General features: G+C 59.5%; 15 protein-coding genes and 1 pseudogene. 2 read left to right on the top strand and 14 right to left on the bottom strand.

The genetic code is table 11. From position 1 onward, the window contains the following. The coding region (locus AF71_RS28745; RefSeq protein WP_246733831.1) for a cytochrome c1 at nucleotides 1-478 on the top strand (478 nt) is incomplete at its 5' end. Nucleotides 479-617: 139 nt separating this feature from the next. Continuing rightward, nucleotides 618-767 (top strand): twin-arginine translocase TatA/TatE family subunit, encoded by a 150-nt coding sequence (locus AF71_RS28740; protein ID WP_018860191.1) that lies wholly within the window; start codon nucleotides 618-620, stop codon nucleotides 765-767. Nucleotides 768-845: 78 nt separating this feature from the next. On the opposite strand, the gene AF71_RS28735 is transcribed toward AF71_RS28740, so the two are convergent. The 14 genes and pseudogenes from AF71_RS28735 to AF71_RS28670 all read right to left on the bottom strand — a co-directional run bounded on the left by AF71_RS28735 (nucleotide 846) and on the right by AF71_RS28670 (nucleotide 20,871). Continuing rightward, the gene (locus tag AF71_RS28735) at nucleotides 846-1,583 is read right to left on the bottom strand and encodes a DUF6065 family protein (RefSeq protein WP_169684085.1); all 738 of its coding nucleotides are present in this window, start codon (nucleotides 1,581-1,583) and stop codon (nucleotides 846-848) included. Between the two features lie 67 nt (nucleotides 1,584-1,650). Next, nucleotides 1,651-4,146: an autotransporter outer membrane beta-barrel domain-containing protein gene (locus AF71_RS31970; RefSeq protein WP_169684083.1), complete on the bottom strand. Its 2,496-nt coding sequence runs from the start codon at nucleotides 4,144-4,146 to the stop codon at nucleotides 1,651-1,653. Between the two features lie 447 nt (nucleotides 4,147-4,593). Further along, nucleotides 4,594-5,037, bottom strand: a complete 444-nt coding sequence (locus AF71_RS28725) for a hypothetical protein (RefSeq protein WP_169684081.1) — start codon at nucleotides 5,035-5,037, stop codon at nucleotides 4,594-4,596. A gap of 776 nt (nucleotides 5,038-5,813) precedes the next feature. Beyond that, nucleotides 5,814-5,957: pseudogene (locus AF71_RS28720) on the bottom strand (DUF2950 family protein); the annotation flags it as partial. 209 nt (nucleotides 5,958-6,166) lie between these two features. Further along, nucleotides 6,167-6,970: a transporter gene (locus tag AF71_RS28715; protein WP_169684078.1), complete on the bottom strand. Its 804-nt coding sequence runs from the start codon at nucleotides 6,968-6,970 to the stop codon at nucleotides 6,167-6,169. Between the two features lie 219 nt (nucleotides 6,971-7,189). Continuing rightward, nucleotides 7,190-9,655, bottom strand: a complete 2,466-nt coding sequence (locus AF71_RS28710; protein ID WP_169684077.1) for an arylsulfatase — start codon at nucleotides 9,653-9,655, stop codon at nucleotides 7,190-7,192. Between the two features lie 132 nt (nucleotides 9,656-9,787). Continuing rightward, the gene (locus tag AF71_RS28705; protein ID WP_210258419.1) at nucleotides 9,788-11,314 is read right to left on the bottom strand and encodes a DUF1214 domain-containing protein; all 1,527 of its coding nucleotides are present in this window, start codon (nucleotides 11,312-11,314) and stop codon (nucleotides 9,788-9,790) included. A 13-nt stretch (nucleotides 11,315-11,327) separates the two neighbouring features. Next, nucleotides 11,328-12,764 (bottom strand): DUF1254 domain-containing protein, encoded by a 1,437-nt coding sequence (locus tag AF71_RS28700; protein WP_169684075.1) that lies wholly within the window; start codon nucleotides 12,762-12,764, stop codon nucleotides 11,328-11,330. Between the two features lie 221 nt (nucleotides 12,765-12,985). Then, nucleotides 12,986-13,531: a hypothetical protein gene (locus tag AF71_RS28695; protein ID WP_169684073.1), complete on the bottom strand. Its 546-nt coding sequence runs from the start codon at nucleotides 13,529-13,531 to the stop codon at nucleotides 12,986-12,988. A 21-nt stretch (nucleotides 13,532-13,552) separates the two neighbouring features. Beyond that, entirely contained in the window at nucleotides 13,553-15,601 is a 2,049-nt protein-coding gene (locus AF71_RS28690) for an alkyl sulfatase dimerization domain-containing protein (protein WP_246733860.1), read from the bottom strand. Nucleotides 15,602-15,926: 325 nt separating this feature from the next. Continuing rightward, entirely contained in the window at nucleotides 15,927-17,450 is a 1,524-nt protein-coding gene (locus tag AF71_RS28685) for a CopD family protein (RefSeq protein ID WP_169684072.1), read from the bottom strand. A 91-nt stretch (nucleotides 17,451-17,541) separates the two neighbouring features. Next, the gene (locus AF71_RS28680; RefSeq protein WP_169684070.1) at nucleotides 17,542-18,069 is read right to left on the bottom strand and encodes a DUF1775 domain-containing protein; all 528 of its coding nucleotides are present in this window, start codon (nucleotides 18,067-18,069) and stop codon (nucleotides 17,542-17,544) included. Between the two features lie 56 nt (nucleotides 18,070-18,125). Beyond that, the gene (locus tag AF71_RS28675; RefSeq protein WP_169684068.1) at nucleotides 18,126-18,569 is read right to left on the bottom strand and encodes a pseudoazurin; all 444 of its coding nucleotides are present in this window, start codon (nucleotides 18,567-18,569) and stop codon (nucleotides 18,126-18,128) included. 358 nt (nucleotides 18,570-18,927) lie between these two features. Next, nucleotides 18,928-20,871 carry a PAS domain S-box protein gene (locus AF71_RS28670; protein ID WP_169684067.1) on the bottom strand — a complete coding sequence of 648 codons (1,944 nt, stop codon included), beginning with the start codon at nucleotides 20,869-20,871 and terminating at the stop codon, nucleotides 18,928-18,930. Nucleotides 20,872-20,887 lie beyond the last annotated feature (16 nt).

Here is a 20,887-nt window from a genome sequence, read left to right as displayed (position 1 = left end):
CCACGAGGCGGCGGCTGCCGCCAACAATGGTGCGGCGCCGCCGGACTTCTCGCTGATCGCCAAGGCGCGCGGCATCGAGCGCGGCTTCCCGCAGTTCCTGATCGACATGATCCCGTTCGTCGGCGGCTATCAGGAAGGCGGTCCGGACTACATCTACTCGCTGCTGACCGGTTACGACCAGCAGCCGCCGGCCGGCGTCCAGGTGGCCGAGGGCACGCACTACAACCCGTACTTCGCCGGTGCTGCCGCGCTCGCCATGCCAAAGCCGCTCTCCGACGGCCAGGTGACCTATGACGACGGCTCGCCGGCGACGGTCGACCAGTACGCCAAGGACGTCTCCTCCTTCCTGATGTGGGCCGCCGAGCCGCATCTCGAGGAGCGCAAGCGCACCGGCTTCATGGTCATGGTCTTCCTGGTCATCTTCTCCGGACTGATCTACCTGACCAAGCGCTCCGTCTACGCAAACAAGGAACACTGAGGGCTCTGGCAGCATCGTTCCAAAGCGCCTCTCTTTGCTCAAGGCCAATGATGCCCTGCGGGCAGGTCGATAGAGTAATTCAGCTTTCGAAGCCGCGCGGAAGCCTCCCGATCAACAGTGCGGCGGCAGGAGTTCAATAATGGGTTCGTTCAGCGCGTGGCATTGGCTCATAGTACTTGCAATCGTGCTGCTTCTATTTGGCCGTGGAAAGATCCCGGAACTGATGGGAGACGTGGCGCAGGGTATTCGCGCCTTCAAGAAAGGCGTCGAGGACGAAAAGGACGAATAGGGCCCATGATGACGTTGGTTCTGTCATCAGGTGCTCGCCATCGCGTCTTTTCTAATCACGGCAACTTCGATTCCAACATCAGCTGGTTTTCGAGAAAGCCTTCAACCTTAACCTGCTCTTGTGATCGCTCGGCCCCGGTGCGCCACTAGGAGTCGATCCCCGGAAGTAAGTCTTCTGCCATTTGTCCTGAGACGCCTTCGAATCGGGTTCGGTTAAGGCTGTATTGAAGGTGTTGCGGCTTTTCGTCCACTGGTCATATTCCCTCGCCAGATCCGGATTTTCCGACAGATTGCGGATGTCCGGGGCAATCTCCTCGAGACTTCCTCGCTCGAGTGGAAACAGGTGGCAGTAGGGTTCGTCCGCTTCGAAATACACCTTCTGGAACGGCCGGGTGAACTTCCAGTTCATCGTGAAGGTATAGGGAGACCAGTCTGTCTCGATGACGCCTGATAGCGGCGCGATGGCATCCTTGGGCCGGTTGATTGGGCCAGTGACGAAAAGATCGACCCCAGACTCCGTCCGGAAGAGGCAAGGCACGTGGAACGTCAGGACGCCATCACCGAAATGGCTGATGGCGGGAGCAGTTGTCCCCGAGCGGGATTTGATGCGAATGGCATCCTTTCCCTTGCGTCCATCCCAAACGGCCGAAAACGGCGTCGTGCAAAGGAGTTCCCAGCCATGCGCGTTAGCGATGTTGAGGGGCAGGCACCGATAGGCGAAACGCTCGTCGGTGCTGTCCATCCAGTCGCGTTCGACAGGTGCGGGGCGAATGCGGACATCGTGGCCGTCGATGACGTAGGCGGTCAGTGATTTCATTGGATGACGTCGCCGCTTGAGTGTACACGGCGATCTTTGTCACGATGTCTGCCGTCCGGCAACTCTCCTACCACTTGAACCTCAATCCGACTTGCCCGCCGAACATGTTGTTCTTCGCACCGTCGACATCGAAGGAGTAACTGAGGTCGCCGAAGGCCGACACGTTCTCGCTGATCTCATATGCACCACCAAGATTGACCTCCAGCCATGTTCCTTCCGTCTGGGTGACCAATGGAAACGTATTGAACGTCACTGTCTGGTCGGCTGAGAAGCCGTGCCAGAGGTTCAGACCGAAATGGCCATAGGCCGGCCCCGAACTGTACTGCACGCGAGCACCGATGCGTCCCGTGAAGGAATCGAAAGCCTCGTTGGTTATCTTCGAGAACCGGTCACTGGTATCGTCGAAGTCGATGCGTTGCCAGATGATCTGTGCCTGCGGTTCGATCGTCCAACCCTCGGCGATCACGAAGGGCAGACCCGTTTCCGCTGACATCGCGAAACTGGTCCCGTCGACGTCGGATGCGATGCCGCGGTTCGACCGGCTCGTTCCGTTGAGCCAACCGTACTTGGCGATGACGTCGATATACCAGCCTTCTGGCGAAAGGTGCGTCCAATAGGCGGCCACGCTGTCTTCGGAGAGGTCCAACGTGCCGGCCGACAGATTGACCTGACCGAAGATGTTGCCGCTAATGTCTCCGTCCGTGTTTGCATGGGTGTAGAAAAGGCCGAAGCGTTCCGTGTGGCCATTGTCGTGTTCGATCTCGTAGAGATCGCTTCCGACCTGAATGCCCCAGTAGTTCCCGTCGAACTGCGGCCCGACGTCATAACCCGCAATGCTGAGTGTCGCGTTGGTGCCAAGATCGCTGTTGGCGCCGAAGATACGGCCCCAGACGCCGGGCGGTGGCCCGTCGCCGTCACCCTCCGACGCATCTCCCTGTGCACCTGGCCCAGAATAGACCAGGGCACCGACGCCTGTCAGGAATGACTGGTCGCCGCGTCGCTGATGGAAGGTCCCCATCGTCATGAGCCCCATGCGCTGTGCAACCAGCGGTGCGATCACTTGCCCCGGTACCTCCGGCCGAATGTTTGGAATCGGCGGTGGAGGCGGCGAAGGTGGTGGCGGCGAAGGTGGTGGCGGCGGAGGCGGCGGCAAAGGTGGCGGTGGCGGCGGCGGCGGTGGAGGCGGCGGTGGAGGCGGCGGAGGAGGTGGAGGTGGAGGTGGAGGTGGTGGAGGTGGTGGTGGTGGAGGTGGTGGTGGCGGCGGCGAGATCGTGTTGCGCAGGAACCAGTCGTTGTCGGTGTCAACAGCCTGGGAAACGCCGCCGCGATAGAGGAAGTACTCGAACGGGCCGGCGGCGACCGGGCCTCCGAGTGTAAAGGCACTCGTCGTCGTCGTGCCTCCATTGATGGCGTCGACGACCTGGATACCGTTGCCGTTTGTCAGCGCGCCCTGGCCGTCGACGTTGGTAACGAGGATACTCGTCGAGCCGCTTGCCTGCCCGGTATCGATGACCAGCTTGTCCGACGGTGAGTTGTCCGTGTCGAGATAGGTGTGAAGGAAGAGCTGTCCGCTCTGGCCGACGTAGTTGCCAAGGATCCTGAAAGTGTCATGCAACGAGGTGCCTGCACCCGGAACGTCGTTCGTCATGTCGATGATGCCGGCATTGTTGACTGTCACGAGCAGCGATGAGTCGGACGGCACGATCGCATAGCCATACGAGTTTCCGGCCTCGATGCGGCTGGTGGCGTCGACCGAGATCGTGCCGGTTCCTGTCACCGTATCGCCAAGCGTCAGCACGCTTGTCGTATAGATGAACGTCAGCTTGGACTGGTTGATGATGTTGATGGCTTCCCAGTTGATGAGGCTGGACGGTGCGTCGCCACTCTGGCTGCCATCGTCGTTGGTCGTGCGCTCCCAATTCAGCGTGTCGTTGCCGAGCCCACCGTCGATGATTTTGCCCGCGGTCAGATTCGCCTGTGAGAGGAAGCCGAAGTTCGCGACATCGTCGCCATTGCCCATCTGCACCGTGGCTGCGACGTTGCCAATCAGCCAGGTGAAGGTGTCGTTGCCATCGCCCATGTCGACCGTCGTCTGGACGGTGCCGGCAACGAGGCCGAGGATGTCGTTGCCCGCCCCAAGGCTGATCGATCCCGCAAAATAGCCGTTGTTGATGACCGTGTCGTTCGATGTGCCGGTGCTCGTCACACCGTTTTGGACCGTGCCTGCACCAAGGTTGAGAATGATATTCGTGCCAGTGCCCTGCAGAAGGATGTTGCCGTCTATCAGGCCCTGGTTGTTGAGTGTGAAGCGGTCGTTGTCCGTAGCGACCAACCCGTTGGTCAGCGTTCCGTTGTTGTTGAGCGTGCTTGTGCCCGGGCCCGTGACCACAACGTCGCTCGTGAAGCTGGCGGTCGGGTCGGCATTGATGGTGACGGACTGCCCTGTGAAGGTTGGTCCCGGACCGGTTCCCGAACAGTCGAAGACCCCTGATCCCGGCGCAGTTTCGACACAGGCCGCTTCCGCGCGCGTCCCGCCAATCGCCAGGAGGGCGATCGACGCCACCGAAGATTGGAGCAGAAGATACCGCAGCGACTTTGAAGTCGCCCTGGGGAAAATCAATGCTCTGACCGGTGCGGTTCTGCAGTCTCCGTTCGTCAGGCACTCGCTCCGAAATGGACCGCGAACCTTGCGTGCGTACCCCGGATCGATCATCGATTACCCCCAAGTAGTCAGCCGAGACTCAAGTTTCGGTTGCGTTTTTCAAGCTGTCAATTGATTAGGCATGGCTGAAGCGTCGCAATTTGGAGCTCATGTGGTTCTCCGGCAACAGTGTAAAGAGCCTTGAAAAATATGATAATTTCACGCGCAGGTACGCCGCGTCCGAAGGCTTCGGTGGTTGATGCGCTTGGTTCGTCCACTGTGCTTAATACCACCTCAGGACGATTTTATTGGCAGGACCTGCGGGAAGCCAGCCCAGCTTCCCGCGCCCTTGGGAGGGACCTGTGACGCTCATATGAGCAGAAGCTTCTTGAGTACCGAGAAGACCTCCTTGTAGGGCAGCTTGGTCGCGCCGGCTATTGCAAACGGCAGGAGCGCTGCAGCGGCGACCGGCAGCAATGTGTTGCGGTTGACGAGCATCGAGGACAGCTTGCGCGTCTGCTCGTATTGCTTCGTAAGATCGACGGGCTCGATTGCCTGTTCCGCTTCGTTGGCATCTGGTGCAACGACGTTCGCTCCGATCGACTTGCGCTCTGCGGCCCGCTGCTGGGTCGTCGCTCGCGCCGAGAGGGTCAAAAGTGTCTTGTCCTTCAACTGCGTGAGCGGTTTCGAGAAGGCGGAGAGCGGATAGGCGAAGAAGGCGAGGACGACCAAAAGCCAGGCGGCCATGATGGTCGTGAGTGTTGTGGCTGACAGATCGGCCTGCATCTGGTGTTTGGCGACCGCAGCCGCCATGCCGCAGCTGATCCGAAGACGAAGAGAACGTAGGCGTTCGGATATTCCCCGAGAAAGGCAAGTCCGCCTTTGCCGTCCGGATGGGTCGACACCAGTCTTAAGTCGAGGCGCGCGATGCTACGCAACATTTCAGCCCAGACCAGGTGTCGCCAGATGCCGCGGGCCAGGAGAAAGATGAAGAGCGGTATGCTGATGAACACGCACCACCAGCCCGCCATTGTCAGGCGATGAGCATCTCCCGTCATCGTCGCCGCCCAACTTGTCGACGGGAGCTGCTTGAACGTGGCAAAGGCAAGAACTGCGGAGACGACTGCGAGCGCCAGGCACCCTAGCTCCGCAAGCACTGAATCGCGTCGACCGAGCGCCGTGTTCAATGCAACCAGTGCAGCGCCCTGGGAGCTCGGTGTGATCAAAGGTGCGCGGAGGAATTGTCCAAGCTTGCGCCGCAAGCCCGCTTCGACCGCCTGCTCGGCGGCCAAGAACGCGGCAATGCCAACGAAGAAACGCGCCCATGGACCGGGGTCGGTAAGATAGGCCTTCAGTGTCGGCGTCTCCGAAGCCAGTGTAGGGAGGGTCAGAAGGAGCGGAACGGCCCAGGCGATGGTGACGAACAGAAGGATTCGACGACCGGTATGAAGGTTTCTCTCGTGAACGAGATTGAGCCGCCGCTGTAGCTCGAAGAATGGTCCGCCGTGCGACGCAAGGAATTCCAACCGATCCGGTGGTCGATCGAATTTATCGACAGTTGGCGGTGCAGGCTTCGTCTTCGCCATGCTTCAGTCCTCGGTGACCGACCAGCGGTCGCCAGGATTGAACTGCTTCATGGCGCACGCGATCTTGTCTGTGCCCGCTCCGAGATCGGCCTGATAGACGATGCCGTTGCGGTTGACGACGAAGGTATTGACACCTGTCTCGCCATACGCTGCCATCGATAAGTCTCCTTCAAGGATGAGCCGCAACCGACGCGCGATCAGCTGGGCAACCCGATCGAGGAGACAAGCCAACAGAAAAACCGTTGCAGCGTAAGTACGTTACCGTAAAAAGCAGCGTAACAAATCTGCGTTGGACCCAACTGAAGGACGACGTGGACAGCAATCTGCAGCGCCGCACGCTGCAGAGCGTTGAGGGGTCACTTGGGAAACAGGAATGTCATTGCGGCGCGAACGCCCCATCCCTGTGGACCGCCTTCGGGCGATTCTGCCCAGTAACGCGCGCCGAGCTGAAAGCTGACGGGCTGTTTGTCGAATGTGACGAGCTTCGATACCGAGACGTTGATCGGAACGCTCCACTGGTTGCTTTCCCAATCGTAGGTGCTCTCCGTGTTCAGTGCGAAGGTCCAGGCGTCCTGTGTCGTGTAAGAAATGAACGGCTGCAGGAAAGTCGAGCTGATATCAGCTCGGCTACCATCGCCTGCTACGGACCAGATGTGGTTTGCCAGCGTTCCGTAGGTCCACGGGCCGTCCTGTTTCAAGACGACACCTGTCGGCCCGAGCCCGAGCTTCTCGCCACCGAGCAACGGCTCTGTGGCGGTCGGGATAAGGATAGCGGGACCGACGCCCCAGATGAGTCCTCCGGGCGAGGGCTGCTTGGGTGAAAAGAAGAAGCTCTGCAGCGTATCTCCGAGGCCGAACTGGGTTCCACTGTCTTGAGCGATATCGTCCTGCCAGGTGACGGGAACGATGGTGCGCGAGATGACGTTCCAGTCGTCGTTCAGATCAAATGGAATGACCGGCTGGATGTTGAGAACCGCCTTGTGCCCGTCGACAGGACCGTAGCCACTGTCGTAGTTCAACTGGAAGGGCACGCTGATCAGCGACGCAATCGGATTGCTGAGCTTCTTGGCGAGGTCCGTGCTGGAATCCTGCGCATTGGCGACGATCGTCGATCCCGCCAGCAGCATAAGGAGGATTACAGAGTGCTTCAGAGCTCTCATGGTGGCAACCAACCCTCGTTTCGAAATGGCATTTGCAACCTGAACCGGCACAAATGCTGCGGCCGACTCTGATGACCATCAGCATTCTAGCCGCTTTGGCGCAAAGCTTCCATTTGGGTACATCGCTCGTAAGCTATCAATGCCAAGCCTCTGGCAATCTCGGATAGACTGTTCTTGATTTCATGTGGGCAGCGGACAAGTCACTTCGATCGGCGATCGTTAAGGATCTGGATCTCCCGGCGAAACCGCGCTCGAGGCCGTGTCGCCCTTGAGATCGAGAACGACTTCGTCAATCTTGCCGTCATACGCGAAGGGCATGCGGTCGGAATACTCATCGAGGATTGGGGTGCCGCTATCCTGACCAATGTCGAGGGTTTCGTCGACGGAGTAGATGAAGGGAATGGTGTGGTCGATCTTGGCCTGGGCGACTTGCTTGCCATCGACCGTGAGGACATAGGTTCCTCCTTTGCCGACTTCACCCTTTTTCCCATCGTAGGCGAAATCGAGCACGATGGTATGGTCCCCTGGTGCGAGTTTGTCTGCACCGGAGATCCGGATCCCGTCGCTCGGCTGCTGGCTGTTCTTGTAGACCCAGACCGGCTTTCCATCGACCATCAACAAGCCCCAGCCGGCAAAGCGGCCGCCTTGGGTGACAATCACGCCTTCGCCTCCGTTGGCAGGCACCGAAAGCTTCGAGGTAATAGCAAAGGACGTGTTTTTGACAGTTGGTGCGGTTCCCTCCGGAATGCGCAAAGTCCCTTGATGATAGACGAAATGGCTCCTGCCTCTTGTCAGGCTCGGCCTCTGGAACATGGCTTCGACCGTCGCCTGCGGACTGAAATTCAGCGGCAAGGCATTATTCCGTCCTGCTTCCGCCCACCAAAGCTCCTTCATCTCGTCCAGCTTGTCCGGCATGGCCGAGGCGAGGTCCTTGGCCTGGCTGAAGTCCTCGTCGATATGGTAGAGTTCCCAGTTGAAGCTTGCCTCCGTCACCCCTTTCGGTTCCGGCTCCCAGGCAAAGACGAGCGGCGTCGTGGAAGCCATCCAGCCGTCATGATAGATGCCCCGATTGCCGAACATCTCGAACAACTGCGTCCTGCGTTGCGAGGCGGCCTTGGCATCGTCCCAGGTGTAGGCCATCGAGATGCCGTCGATTGGCAGCTGCTTTACTCCATTGATCGAATCCGGTGCCTGGACACCCGTCGCCTGCAGGATCGTCGGCATGATGTCGGTCACATAATGGAACTGTTGTCTCAGACCGCCGGCGTCCTTGATGCGGGCTGGCCAGCTCATCACCATCCCGTTTCGGGTTCCCCCGAAATGCGATGCGTAGCGCTTCGTCCATTGGAACGGCGTACCGAACGCCCACGACCAGGCGACAGGCATATGATTATAGTGCAGCGGCCCGCCGAGTTCGTCCTTGATCGAATAGAGATAGTCGAAGCTTTCCTTCGCGCCATTGCCGATGACACCGATCTCGTTGGCCGTGCCCTGAAGGCTGCCTTCGGCGCTGCCGCCGTTGTCACCTTCGATGAAGATGACGAGCGTGTTGTCGAGCTTTCCTTCCTTCTTCACTTCGTCGATCACGCGGCCGATATTATAGTCATCATAGGCAAGATAGGCGGCATAGATCTCGGCCATGCGCGAGAAGAGTTCCTTTTGCCTGGCATCAAGCGAATCCCACGCCGGCAGATTGGCGGGTCGTGGCGTCAGCATCGCACCTTGCGGAATGACCCCGAGTTTCTTCTGACGCTCGAACGTCTCTTCACGAAGCTTGTCCCAGCCCTGGTCGAATCGTCCCTTGTATTTGTCGATCCATTCCTTCGGCACATGGTGAGGCGCGTGCGTTGCCCCGGGAACGTAGTAGGCGAAGAATGGTTTGTCCGGCGCCAGCGAGTTCTGTTGCTGCAGCCAATGGACGGCCTGATCGGCGAGATCTGAATCCAGGTGGTAATTGACCTTTGCCGCGCCGGTCAGCTTCTCCTTCGGCTCGATCGGCGTGGTGTTTTCGAAAAGGGTCGGATCCCACTGGTTCACATCCCCGCCGATAAAGCCGTAGAAATAGTCAAAGCCCAGTCCCGTCGGCCAGAGATCGAATGGTCCGACGGCGCTGCTCTGCCAGGCAGGCACGTTATGGTTCTTGCCGAACCAGGCCGTGCTGTAGCCGTTTCCACGCAGAATTTCTGCGACCGTACCCGCACTCTTCGGCATCAGCGAGTCATAACCAGGGTAGCCGAGGCTACGCTCCATGATGATGCCAGTGTGCACATTGTGCTGATCGCGGCCCGTCAGCAATGCGGCCCGCGTTGGGGAGCAGAGTGCCGTGGTGTTGAATTCGTTATACTTGACGCCGCTCGCGGCCAGTGCTTCGAGCGTGGGGGTGGCGATAGGACCGCCGAAGGTGCTCGACGCGCCGAAGCCGACGTCGTCGGTCATGATGAGCAGAACATTCGGAGCACCCTTCGGCGCCGAAACCGGTTGCGGAAAGTCCGATTTTGAATCCGTGGTCGTTCGTCCGATCGTTCCCTTGAACTGGGGATCGGGATAGGGCAGCACAGAAACAGCAGGAGGACCCGACTGGACGCTTTGTGCGGCTGCGGGTGTGGGATGAGCGAGCGTTATCAGCGCAGCGATAACGCTTGCGAGAGAAACCAATCCCTGCTTTTCGAATTTCGAGCGTGCCATTGTGTCTGCCTCACTTTGAATAACGTGCTCGGGCGGCCAGTCTTGCTTGCGGCGTCCTGAACCTCGACATGGAATGGATGGAACGAGCGGCATTCCTGTAAAAGCGGTCTCGTTCCCTTCGGCTGATATGGATCAGGATACGAGCTCGAAATCCTCAAGCTTGAACGTCTTGTTGTTGAAGGCGTCCGTCGGGCCGTAGAAGCGCACTGCCGGCAGCGGTCGCTTCCCTGATGTGGGTATCCAGTTGGCTTCCAAACCGTCCGGCGCCTTGGGGCCGACATAGATACTGACGCCGCCGTCAGCGTTCTTCTTCATCTTGTCGAGCTCATATGACGATAGGGTCGTGCGATCGAGATCACTGTAGATGAAGGACATGGTGGCACGGTCATAGACGGTGATTGCCCAGAATTGCTTCACAGGCATTTCGGCGGGAATGTCGAGTTTGTAGAGTTTTCCCGCCTCCAGCAGCCGCCCGTCCTTGTCGGCCATGGCCATCATATACTGGGTGGCCGGTGCATCGCTCAAAACCCTCGGCATATAGGTGCACCAGAAAAACTCCGCGGCACGCGGGATGAGGTCGATGTAGTCGTCGTAGGTGAACGAGAAGGTCTTGTTCTCGTCCGCCTGCAGCAGGGAAACGTAGTGCCGATCGGGCCAAAAGCGCATCGCGTCAGGCGTATGGTCGTACCAGTCCTGAAGATAGTACCAGACATCGATCACCGCCTGGTTCATGGCTCGCTTCGCGGACTCGTCCGGAGAGAATGGTTTGCCCTTCTCGATGCCAAGGGATTTCAGCATCCCCATCATTACCTTGTCGTGCTCTCTGACAGGCTCCACGCTCATGATGGCGTGCATGTCCTCGAAGTGGCGTCCGTCGTAGAACGGCAATGTCGGATAGCGCTGAGCGATCGGATCGACGAATTTCTGCTGAGCCGGATTGCCGGCCTCACCGAGATAATACATCCGCAAGCGTTGGGCATAAGTGTGTGCGTCTGCTGCCGTTTTGCCAGGCGCAGGCACGGAGCGGAAGGCAAAGGCAATGCGATAGTTCGGTGACGCCACATGGATATATCCATCCGGAACGGCTTCCGAATAGCCTGGTGGCGTGAACAGGAGTTTTCCGCCCTTGCCCTGATCGAGCCCGGATGGGCCGACATCGGCGATCGTGAACTGCCATGCGTCGACGACCTGTCCGTAAAGGCTGCCGTCCGGTCCGGAGGCAGGCAATTCCAGAACGACGGGTCCTTTCCGCAAGTCTGTGTAGGCGGCGATGTATGGTGTCGTGCTGTTGGCCGTGATGGCTTCGAGTTTTGGCGTCGCAACCGCCGAATACGAAATGATGTCATTGTCCTTCATGCCGAGACCGGTGAAGGCCGCGCGGCGCAGCGAATAGATCGCAATCGCTGGCATGTTCCAGAGCACCGCCTCGAAGGCGCGCTGGTACTTGATCTGGTAGTCGAAGTCCTTGATCGATGGTGTCGCTCCCTTCGCGGGCTGCCCGCCAAGCGGATCCTGCCCATCCTGAGCCAAGGCAGCCGTCGGTACCGTCAGGGCAGTCATCGCCGTGGCCAGTGTGGCGACCGAAACGGTTGCCACACCCTGTTTCAAAAGATCACGCCGGTTGAGGAACCATTGCACGCCAGGAATATTGCCTTGCATCGGACATCTCCTCTCACTGAACCGGTTCAACTTGAGGAAGGTCATACTTGCCCGAAAGCACTTCATCCTTGGGCTGGTAGAGACGAAGGATCATGTAGAAGGGGCCGGATGGTGCCGGCAGCCAGTTGGCGGCGAACTCACCATCGGGCTTCGTCGACTGCAGCGGTACATCGAAACTGCCGTCGGCATTGACCTTCAGGCCCTTGGTATCGGTGCCGAGCTTGTAGCGCTGGATCGGATTATCGACGAGCATCTTGTCGGCGGCGTTGTAGACCGTGAGCGACCAGAAGGCGCTCACCGGCGGCGCCTTGTTGAAGTGAATGACGTATTTCTTGCTGCCTTCAAGCTGGTCGCCCCTGGAATCCGTGGAGCGCAGAGGATACATCGCTTCCTTTTCGCCCTGACCACCGAGATAGGGTCCGGCCACCAGCGCGCGCAGCGGGTACGTGTAACCGAAATCGTCGAGACCGCGTACCCAACTCCAGCCATTGCGTTCCGTACCGGAACTCGACAGCGCCGAGACCGCCACCTTTGGTCCGTCCTTCAGCGCGCGAACCAGAGCGTCGCGTTGTGGCTGCGTCAGTTTTGAGTCATCAAAACCGTCCTTGGTCAGTCCGAAGCGGGCAAATTGCCCGAACAACGCCTTGTCCTGCGGCGGCACTGCATTGGACTTCAGCGCGAAAGCCAGTTGCTTGTAGAAGCCCAGAGGATCCGAACCGGTGTCCGGCATGTCCGGAAGCTTGGCCGCGGTGGCGACGTATTTGGCGTTTTTCCATTCACTCAGCGGGCGAAGCGTAAACTGCTGCTGCAGCTTGACCAAAGGCTCCATGGCCTCACCCTGGTTCACGCGCAGGCGGCCCCAGAGCCAGACCTTGTCGGTGCTGACGTCCAGGCGCGTCACGCCCTTTGGAAGTTTGCCTTTCCATCCCGGCGGCACGATTGCATAGTCGCCAGCTTTCGTTCCGGTCGTCCTGCGGCCAATATAGTGCGCGAGGTTCTGCCACATGTCGAAGACATCGACCACGTAGTAGCGGTCGTTCGTGTCGGGCACGTGCAGGATGAACGGCTCCTTGGAGAGATCGACAACCGCACTCAGATAGAGCGTGTCATTGTTTGCGGTCGGCATGTCCTTCGCATCGGGTGTCGCAAGCAGCGTTGCCCATCCGATCTGATTGACGGGCGCACGGTAGCTGGTCGCCGGCTTCGGGTCCGGCACGTCGCTGTATTGCCGGGCAACGCGCTCCATACGAACGAGAGGATAGCCCCAGATGTAGGCGGACAGTCCCGTCTGATAGGCATCGGCCTCCAGACCGGCCTCAATGTTCTCCTTGCTTGTCGGAAGCGTAAGAAGCTCGTCATTGTCGGCAGACCGGGCAATCGCATTCGTTGCGGCGGCGAGCATGGTTGCAGCCAGCAAAGACGAAAGAGCGACGATACGCATGGCAGACATTGGAAACCTCTACGGGTTGGTAATCCGGCGACCTGTAGAGAGGACACGCATTAATCCGGAGGCGGAAGTACGTTACGGTAAAAGGTAACGTTGCATAGGACGCCGGAATACGCGATGTGCCGCACATTGGACAAACCCAAATTCCACCTGCCATCTTCGGTGCAATTTGGAGACGGACTACGTGGAACTTCGGACTGTTGGATTTCCGCCACTCGATTGCTTCACGCGACTTCCGTGCAGACAAAATCGCTGAATTTGCTGAAAGGATAGGATGTTGTGAAGGCCGAACGAATGACGGACGCCGACGGACGCGGCGCGTCTATTATTGCAACTCCTTCGGTCATCGCGGTGTCGAACGGCATGCGCCCGCTGCTGATCGCTGCGGCCGCCGCCTGTGACATGACGACGACGCAATCGCGGATGCCGTCTTCGTCAGGCTCGAGCCTTGGCGCGGAGGGGTTGGCCTTGACGTCGAAGCCGTCACGCGTCGGGCTGAAATAGCCCCATGTCCTGCTCTCGATCATCAGGACATAGAAATCGGGCAGCGCCAGCAGCCGTGACGTCGACAGAACTTGCTCCAGACGCTGCTGCATGGTGGTGAGCTGCACGATCGCGTCATGACGCGATCGTGCCATGTCGATTTCCACTCCAGGATCACGTTCGGGCAGGAGGCCCGCATCGATCGCTTGCCGTGTTGCTACTGCAACTGCCAGTGACTGCGGATGCTCGACGGCAAACTCGATCGTCAATGAGCAAATGGTGCACATCGAACAGGGCCTCCTTCTGGCTCAAGCCGTGACGATGGGGAACCAGAACTCGAAGTTGTCGAGCAGGCCGACAAACTCCGACAGCTTCTTCGGATCGCCTGTAAGCTTCGCCTTGCCCTCGACCACCTGCTTCTCCATGGTCGAGGTGCCGAGCATCACGTCGTTCAATGCCTCGCGGGTCGTCGTGATCGACACATCCGCGCTCGGCGCGCTCTTGTCCTTGGAGTAGTGGATGGCGGAGTTCTCGACGCCGACGACATACTTTTCGTTCGTGTCGGTCAGCTCCATGTTGATCTCGATCGACTTGCCCGCCGCCCGGTCACCGTTCAGCCTCACTCCGAGGAAGTCGAAGAACATGTCGATCGGCATCGCCTTGATGGTATCCGGGCTCGCCGTGTTCGGAACCGGCAGTTCGGTCACACCCTGGCGAAGCTCGCTTGCGCCCGTCAGGTAGAAGTTGCGCCATGGGCCGGATTCCGACTGATAGCCCAACTGCTCGTAGGTATCCGCCAGGAGCTGCTTGGCTGCAACGTTGTTGGCATCGGCAAAGACCACGTGGTTCACGACTTCGGCGACCCAGCGGTAATCGCCCTGCTCGAAGGACTCCTTTGCCTGTCGCAGCACGTTGTCGGCGCCGCCCATGAAGTCGACATAGCGCTTGCCGGCTTCGGTCGGCGGAAGCTGGTGAAGGGTTGCTGGAACGCCGTCGAAGAAGCCAAGCCGAAGGTTATATTGGGCAACCGCGTCGTGATAGACCGTGCCGTAATAGCTTCTGCAGGCCCATGTCGTCGCCAGTTCCTGAGGAAGGCGGATGACTTCGCCGATCTCCTTTGGCGTCATGCCGCTGTTGGCCATCCGCATGACCTGGTCATGGATGAACCGGAACATGTCGCGCTGGCTCTTCAGGTGGGCGATGACCTTGTCGTTGCCCCATGTCGGCCAATGGTGGGAGGTGAAGAGGACCTCGGTCTCGTCGCCGAACATGTCGATCGACTGCTGCAGGTATTTCGACCACAACAGACCGTCGCGAACTTTCGCGCCACGCAGCGTGTAGAGATTGTGCAGCGTGTGGCAGGCGTCTTCGGCAGCGCAGAAAGCCTTGTATTTCGGGATGTAGAACATGAACTCGGAAGGCGCTTCGGATTCCGGTGCCATCAGCACCTGTAGCTCGACACCGTCGATGGTGATCTTCTGTCCCGTCTCGGTTGCCCAGTCGGTCGGCAGCGCCAGCCCGATCTCGCCGGTCGACGTCGTCTTGCCAAGACCACCGTCGACTTGGCCCTGGGGGCCGCGCGGCAAAAGGTTGCCGTACATGTAGCTGGCGCGGCGGCTCATGGCGTTGCCGGCGATGATGTTCTCGCCGACCGCGGCCTTCGTGAAGTCCTCTGGTGCGACGATCTTGACCTTGCCCGCGTCAATGTCGGCCTGGTTTACGAGACCGCGCACACCACCGTAATGATCGACGTGACTGTGGGTGTAGATCACCGCGACGATAGGCTTGTCGCCAAGCTTGGGGATGACGAGTTCTTTCCATACTGCGCGGGCGGTTTCGGAGCTGACCAGCGGATCGATGACGATATAGCCCGTGTCGGTTCGGATGATGCTCATGACCGACAGGTCATAACCGCGGGCCTGATAGATGCCGTCGACCACCTCGAAGAGGCCATGGATCATGTTCAGCTTGGCCATGCGCCACAGGCTGGGATTGACGGTATCCGGAGCGTCGTCGGTTTCGGACGTGCCAAGGAAATCATAGACGCTGAGGTCCCAGACCGGCGTCCCCTCGGCGTTCTTGATAATGGCGGGATCCGGCAAAGCCGCCAGCAGGCCGCGATGCGCGTCCTTGAAGTCCTGTACGTCATCGAACGGAAGGCCGTTGCGATAGAGTGCGTTGTAGTCGAGGGTCGCCTTGGTTGCTGGCTTGGCGGCGCTTCCGCTTTTAGGAATGGGGGGTGCATCCTGCGCACTCGCCTGGGCGGATTTCCCGACCAGCGTGACGGCGAGGCCGGCAGACGCCATACCTCGAAGAAAATCCGCTCTGCTGATGCCGTTGCCGTCTGAGGAGGTCATTTCGTTCTCCGTGCGTTTTGCATGTCCCAACATTTCGCGGGTCAAAGGCTACGGCGGCGGACGAATATTGGAAGTACGTTACGGTAAAAGCTGACGTAACAACCGCGTAACACGGCGGCAGGATGTGACAAGCCACAGGATTGGATCGTTGCGGGCCTTCTGGCTCCTGCAAAATTGGGATTCCTTGGATTTCAGCTTGGACACAAATCAGACCGGAGACACTAACTTGCGAAAGAAACTAGTCTAACGTCGTCCGGGCATGTCGCATTGGGATGGACACCTTCCGGATGTTCATTCATTTCGATCCGTTCGCAGTGACGGCCTGTTACAGCTGCAGCTCGCCTTCGAGATGCGTCATGGTGAAGTCGTCGATCAGCACTTCGATGTCGACCTTCCAACCGGTCGGACCGAATGTTGGCAGGCCGCTTGCCTCCCATCCACCTTTGGACGATTTCCTGAGATCGTACTTGATCGGCTCCACGCCGGCGTCTGGATTCCACGCACGCAGCGTTGCGCCCTGCGGATCGATCGGATCGAAGTCCGGAGTCAGGAAGTCAACCTCCGCCTTCGCCGTGCCGGCGGCCAGGTCGGGCACAAGTTTCAGCTGAGCCATGACTTCACCGGAATGAAGATGAATGGAGAAAGCCTGCGGCCTTGCGGCATATTGCAGTTGATCCGGCCCGGCGAAGCGCCAGAGTGACGCCGTGGCTACGATTGCAACAGCAAGCGCAACTTCAGCGGCGATTGATCGGCGGAGCTTTCGGCGAGCCGTCCGGTCTCCTGCAGCAGCCGGCCTCGTCAGCCAGAATCGATTGTATATTGCGAGAACGCAGAGAATTCCAACCAGGGCCACCTTCAGCACGAGCAGCCGGCCGTAAAGCGACAGCGGAATGGTCTGGACACCGGGCAGCTCAAGCCACGCGAGCGCCGCGCCTGCCATCAACAGCACGAAGAACGGCAGTGGAATGACACGCGAGAAACCCGCAAGCGGATCCGTGGGCCCCGTTCGACTTAACCGCCAAAGGGGAGGCAGGCTACCGATCCAGAAGAGGAGCGTCGCGCCATGAAGAACAATGCATGCCCGGGCGAGCCAGGGTGTCGCTACGACGTTGCAGTGACCTGTGAAGGCGAAGGACGCTGAGGCCGCAGACATCGCAAGAACAGCAAGCGGAAGGTAGGCGGGGCTGGCTCGACAGACGGGTATCGAAACAAGAAGAACCGCGACTAACGCCATGCCTGCTGCGATCGCAGCGCCGCTCCTGGAGGCGACAAGCAGCGGCTCCAGGCCGGCGAAGGCCAGGCCGAGGCCCATTTCGTCCAACCCCTGCAGATAGACACCCGACGAGAAGAGAAGGACGCCCAAAACGATGACAAGATCAGGTCGCCTTGTGAGCGACATCGCCGGATAAAGCCACCGATTGAAGAGCGTTCCGCCGATCACGACGGCGAGGTATAGGATCGAGACGATGTGTATCGACCATATCGCACCCTGTATCAGCACGGAGGTGTCGGCAACAGCCGGTGCGGAAATGGCAGACGGTGCGCCGACGTGAAATACGATCGAGCCCCCGACCGGATGTCCATCCTCGGAAACCACGCGATAACTGACAATGGCGGTGCCGCTCGAGATCGATCGCGGGATCGCCAGGTCGACTTCGGAGCCTGATGTTGCGGGAAGGTCGATCGAGTTTCCTGCGCCGATCTTGATGCTTGCCCGGACAACGCTGACCGGTTCGCTGAACCGAAGCTGGACATTGGCTGGCGCTGCTTCCACGACAGCGTTATTGGCAGGTGAGGCGTTCAACAAGACGGCATGGGCATATGCGCCGGAAGGCACAAGTAAGCCCATGCCTGCCACAAGCAGTGCGCAAGCCGCATTTTTGAATGATAGACGTGTCGCCCAGTTTCGATTTCTAAGCCACATGGGCGATCACCTTGGATCAGGAGCGCGGCTGTTCCACAACGTCGAAATAGGGAGCCGGCTTCTCGTAGTCGTCGGACGACTTGCCCGCCGCGGGAATCTCGATCCAGCGTTCGGACGCTCCGTCGGCACATTCCTGCACGATCGGGACGTAGACCCGTGTGCCGAGCGGCAGTTCCTTGGCCACCGTCCCGCGGAACACGAACTCGTCATATTCGTCGTCGGCGAGATTTCCACCGCTCCAGATGATCTCGGTGAGACCTTCCTTCACCGGCTTGCCGTACAGATCATAGCTCTTTTCGTAGCTTCCCTTTATCTTCTCGACGGTCCAGCCCGCCTTCGGCATCGGCTTGGCTGACAGCAACCCCTCGGGGACTTTTACGCGAACCTTGAGGGTGGGCTTTCCCTCGCAACCGTGGCCAATCCGGACCACTGCCTTGTAGGCTTTGCCAGAGATACCTTGACCCTGTTCAAGCGTTGCATGTGCGTGTGCGGCTCCCACCGCGAAGACGCTCAGTAGGAGGGTTGCTGCTACCTGTCTGATCATGAAAGTGGTCTCCCTGCGCGGACTGGCGCAGTGCGCCAGCCCCTGCAGTTTGGGGGTTATTGGGTAACTTGCGCGAGGTCGGCATCGAGACGCTTGCGTACCATGTTCGGTACCTTCGCGGCCTTGATCGCATCCAGGTTTGCCGGCTTGTCGCCGACCTGGATCAGTGCCACCATGCCCATGCCGGCATGCGGCGTGCACTTGATAACGTAAGCGCCCGGAACGTCGAACTTGGTCTGAAACTGTTCGTTCGCCTTGGATTTGAACTCAGCCGCGCCATCAGGAATGAGACCCTTGAACGTCTCGACATTGTGGCTCTTGTCGGTGGGCACGAAGGTGACGGTGTCGCCGGGAGCGATCTTGATGAAGCCCGGTTCGAACACCATTGCGCCGTCGGTGCCCTTGTTGAGCATTTGCACCTGATGCTCTGCTGCCATGAGCGGTGCTGCCGAGGCGACAAGGGCTACCGTCGCAGCGATCAGGCCGAATTTCAAACGCATTGCTTATCTCCTATTCTACGGGGCCGACACGTTGGCCTCGGGAACGGTTCTAGGGCATGCGGTTGCTGTCTTCTTTGACGCTCGTCAAATTTGGGCAACATCGGTTGCATATTCGCACCGATGATGAACCGCGCAGTCGACCGGTGATAAGACGAAGAGACTGGAAGGGCGGGTCTCGTGCTCGACGACCGCCTTGGCCGCGTTCACTTCGTTCGAGATCACGATATCGGAGCAATTCATTGAGGCCACATCACTCGCCAGCCCGTCGGCCAACCCGCCGGCTCGACGCCTGAGGAAGGCCAGTCTTCCAGCCCTCTCGAGGCAAGACGACAGATTCGGCTAATAGTGTGAAAACCGGCTACGATAGGCTCTGCTGCTGAGCCTTATCCAGCATGTCTCGAACCTTGAAGGCGAGATCGCGGGCCGTGTACGGTTTGCGCAGCCATTCAGCGCCGGGAATGACTTCGTTCGTCGCCAGTGCCGGCTCCGAGTACCCGGATGTGAAAAGAATGGCGATGTCGGGCCTGAGGTCGCGAACCTCTCTGGCGAGCTCGTCTCCGGTCATCCCGCCTGGCATCACGATGTCCGTGAACAGCAGCGCGACGTCATCGTTCTCATAGAGCAGTTCAAGCGCGCGGCGTCCGTTCTCGGCTTCGAGCACCTGGTACCCCATGTCGGCAAGCCTCGCCAACGCCACCCGTCTCACCCGCGAATCGTCTTCGACGACCAGGATCCGCTCGGTTCCGCGCGGCAGGGCGCTTTCGACCGTGCCCCGATCCTGGCTTCCGGCGTCCGGCCTGGCGCCGCTTATTGCGGGCAGGTAGATCCGGATCGTGGTGCCCCGTCCGACCTCGCTGTAAATCTGAAGATGCCCGCCGGACTGTTTGACAAAGCCGTAGACCATGCTCAGTCCAAGGCCTGTTCCGGAGCCCACCTCCTTGGTGGTGAAGAACGGTTCGATGGCCCGTTTCTTCACGTCATCCGTCATGCCGTCACCCGTGTCGGTCATGGCAATGAGCACGAAATTGCCGCTTCGCACCTCCGGATACATCTTCGCATAGTCGGCATCCAGGTGAGTGCGCGAGATTTCTGTTGTCAGGCTTCCGCCCTTGGGCATTGCGTCCCGCGCATTGAGGGCGATGTTGAGGATGGCGTTCTGAAGCTGGGAGCTGTCGACCAGCACATTGAAGTCGGACCCGGAGAGGACCGTGGACAGCTTGATGTTTTCGCCCAACGTTCTGCGAAGGAGATCAGAGAAGCCGGTGACGAGTTGGCCGAGGTCTGCCTGTTTGGGGCTGAGGGGCTGGCGTCTGCCAAACGCCAGCAACTGCCCGGTCAGCTTGGCGCCGTCGGCCGCCGCATCCTGCGCCTCCCGCAGAATGTCGCGTAGCGGCCCTGGCGGCAGCTTGTCCTCGATCATTTCCAGATTTCCACTGATGACGGTCAGAAGGTTGTTGAAGTCGTGTGCGAGACCTCCGGTCAACTGGCCAACGGCTTCCATCTTCTGCGCCTGGCGCAGATCTTCCTCGATCTTGAAGCGGCTGGTCAGATCGCGCACGAAACCTGTGAAGATGCGCTCGCCATCGGCGGTCGCTTCCCCGACATGAAGCTCCATGGGAAACTGCGAGCCGTCGGCGCGCCGGCCGGTGACGACCCGTCCGTAACCAATGATGCGCTTCTCGCCGGTGTGGAGATATCGGTCGATGTAGCCGTCATGTGCGTCACGGTAGGGGTTTGGCATGAGATTGCTGACATTGCGACCGCAGATATCCTCCGCGGCCATTCCGAACAGCGTCTCAGCGGCCTTGCTGAATGAAAGAACGATACCCTTCTGGTCGATGACGATCATTGCATCGGGAACGGTATCCAGGATCGAAGTCAGGTGGGCCTCTCGCGATCGCACGACCTCTTCGGCCTTGCGCAGCGCGCTCACGTCGCTGTTGGCCTGGATGACCGCCGGATCGCCGTCGGGAAGGTTGACCAGGACGCAGCGGGTCGCGACGTTGATGTAATAGCCGCTCTTGTGGCGGTGAACGACCTCGCCTTGCCAGAAACCGCGCGACTTGAGATGCGTCCTTATATCTTCCACGGGTTCAGGGAACCGGGTGTCGAGCAGCTCGTCGACACTTTCTCCGACGGCTTCCTCCCGCGCCCATCCGTACATGCTTTCGCAACCGATCGACCAGTGGGTGATCGTACCTTCAAGGCGATGCACGATGATGTCGGCCCCGTCCAGCACGTGCACGAGCGCATCCAGCTCGTGGGGCGATGCGGTGCGTGGCGCTATCAATCGATGGGGCATGTCGGCTCTTTCAAGA

Source organism: Rhizobium sp. 57MFTsu3.2, from assembly GCF_012932765.1.
GTDB classification, from domain to species: Bacteria; Pseudomonadota; Alphaproteobacteria; order Rhizobiales; family Rhizobiaceae; genus Rhizobium; species Rhizobium altiplani.
Note: the sequence above shows the minus strand (reverse complement) of the source record. Positions and strands in the feature narration are given on the sequence as shown.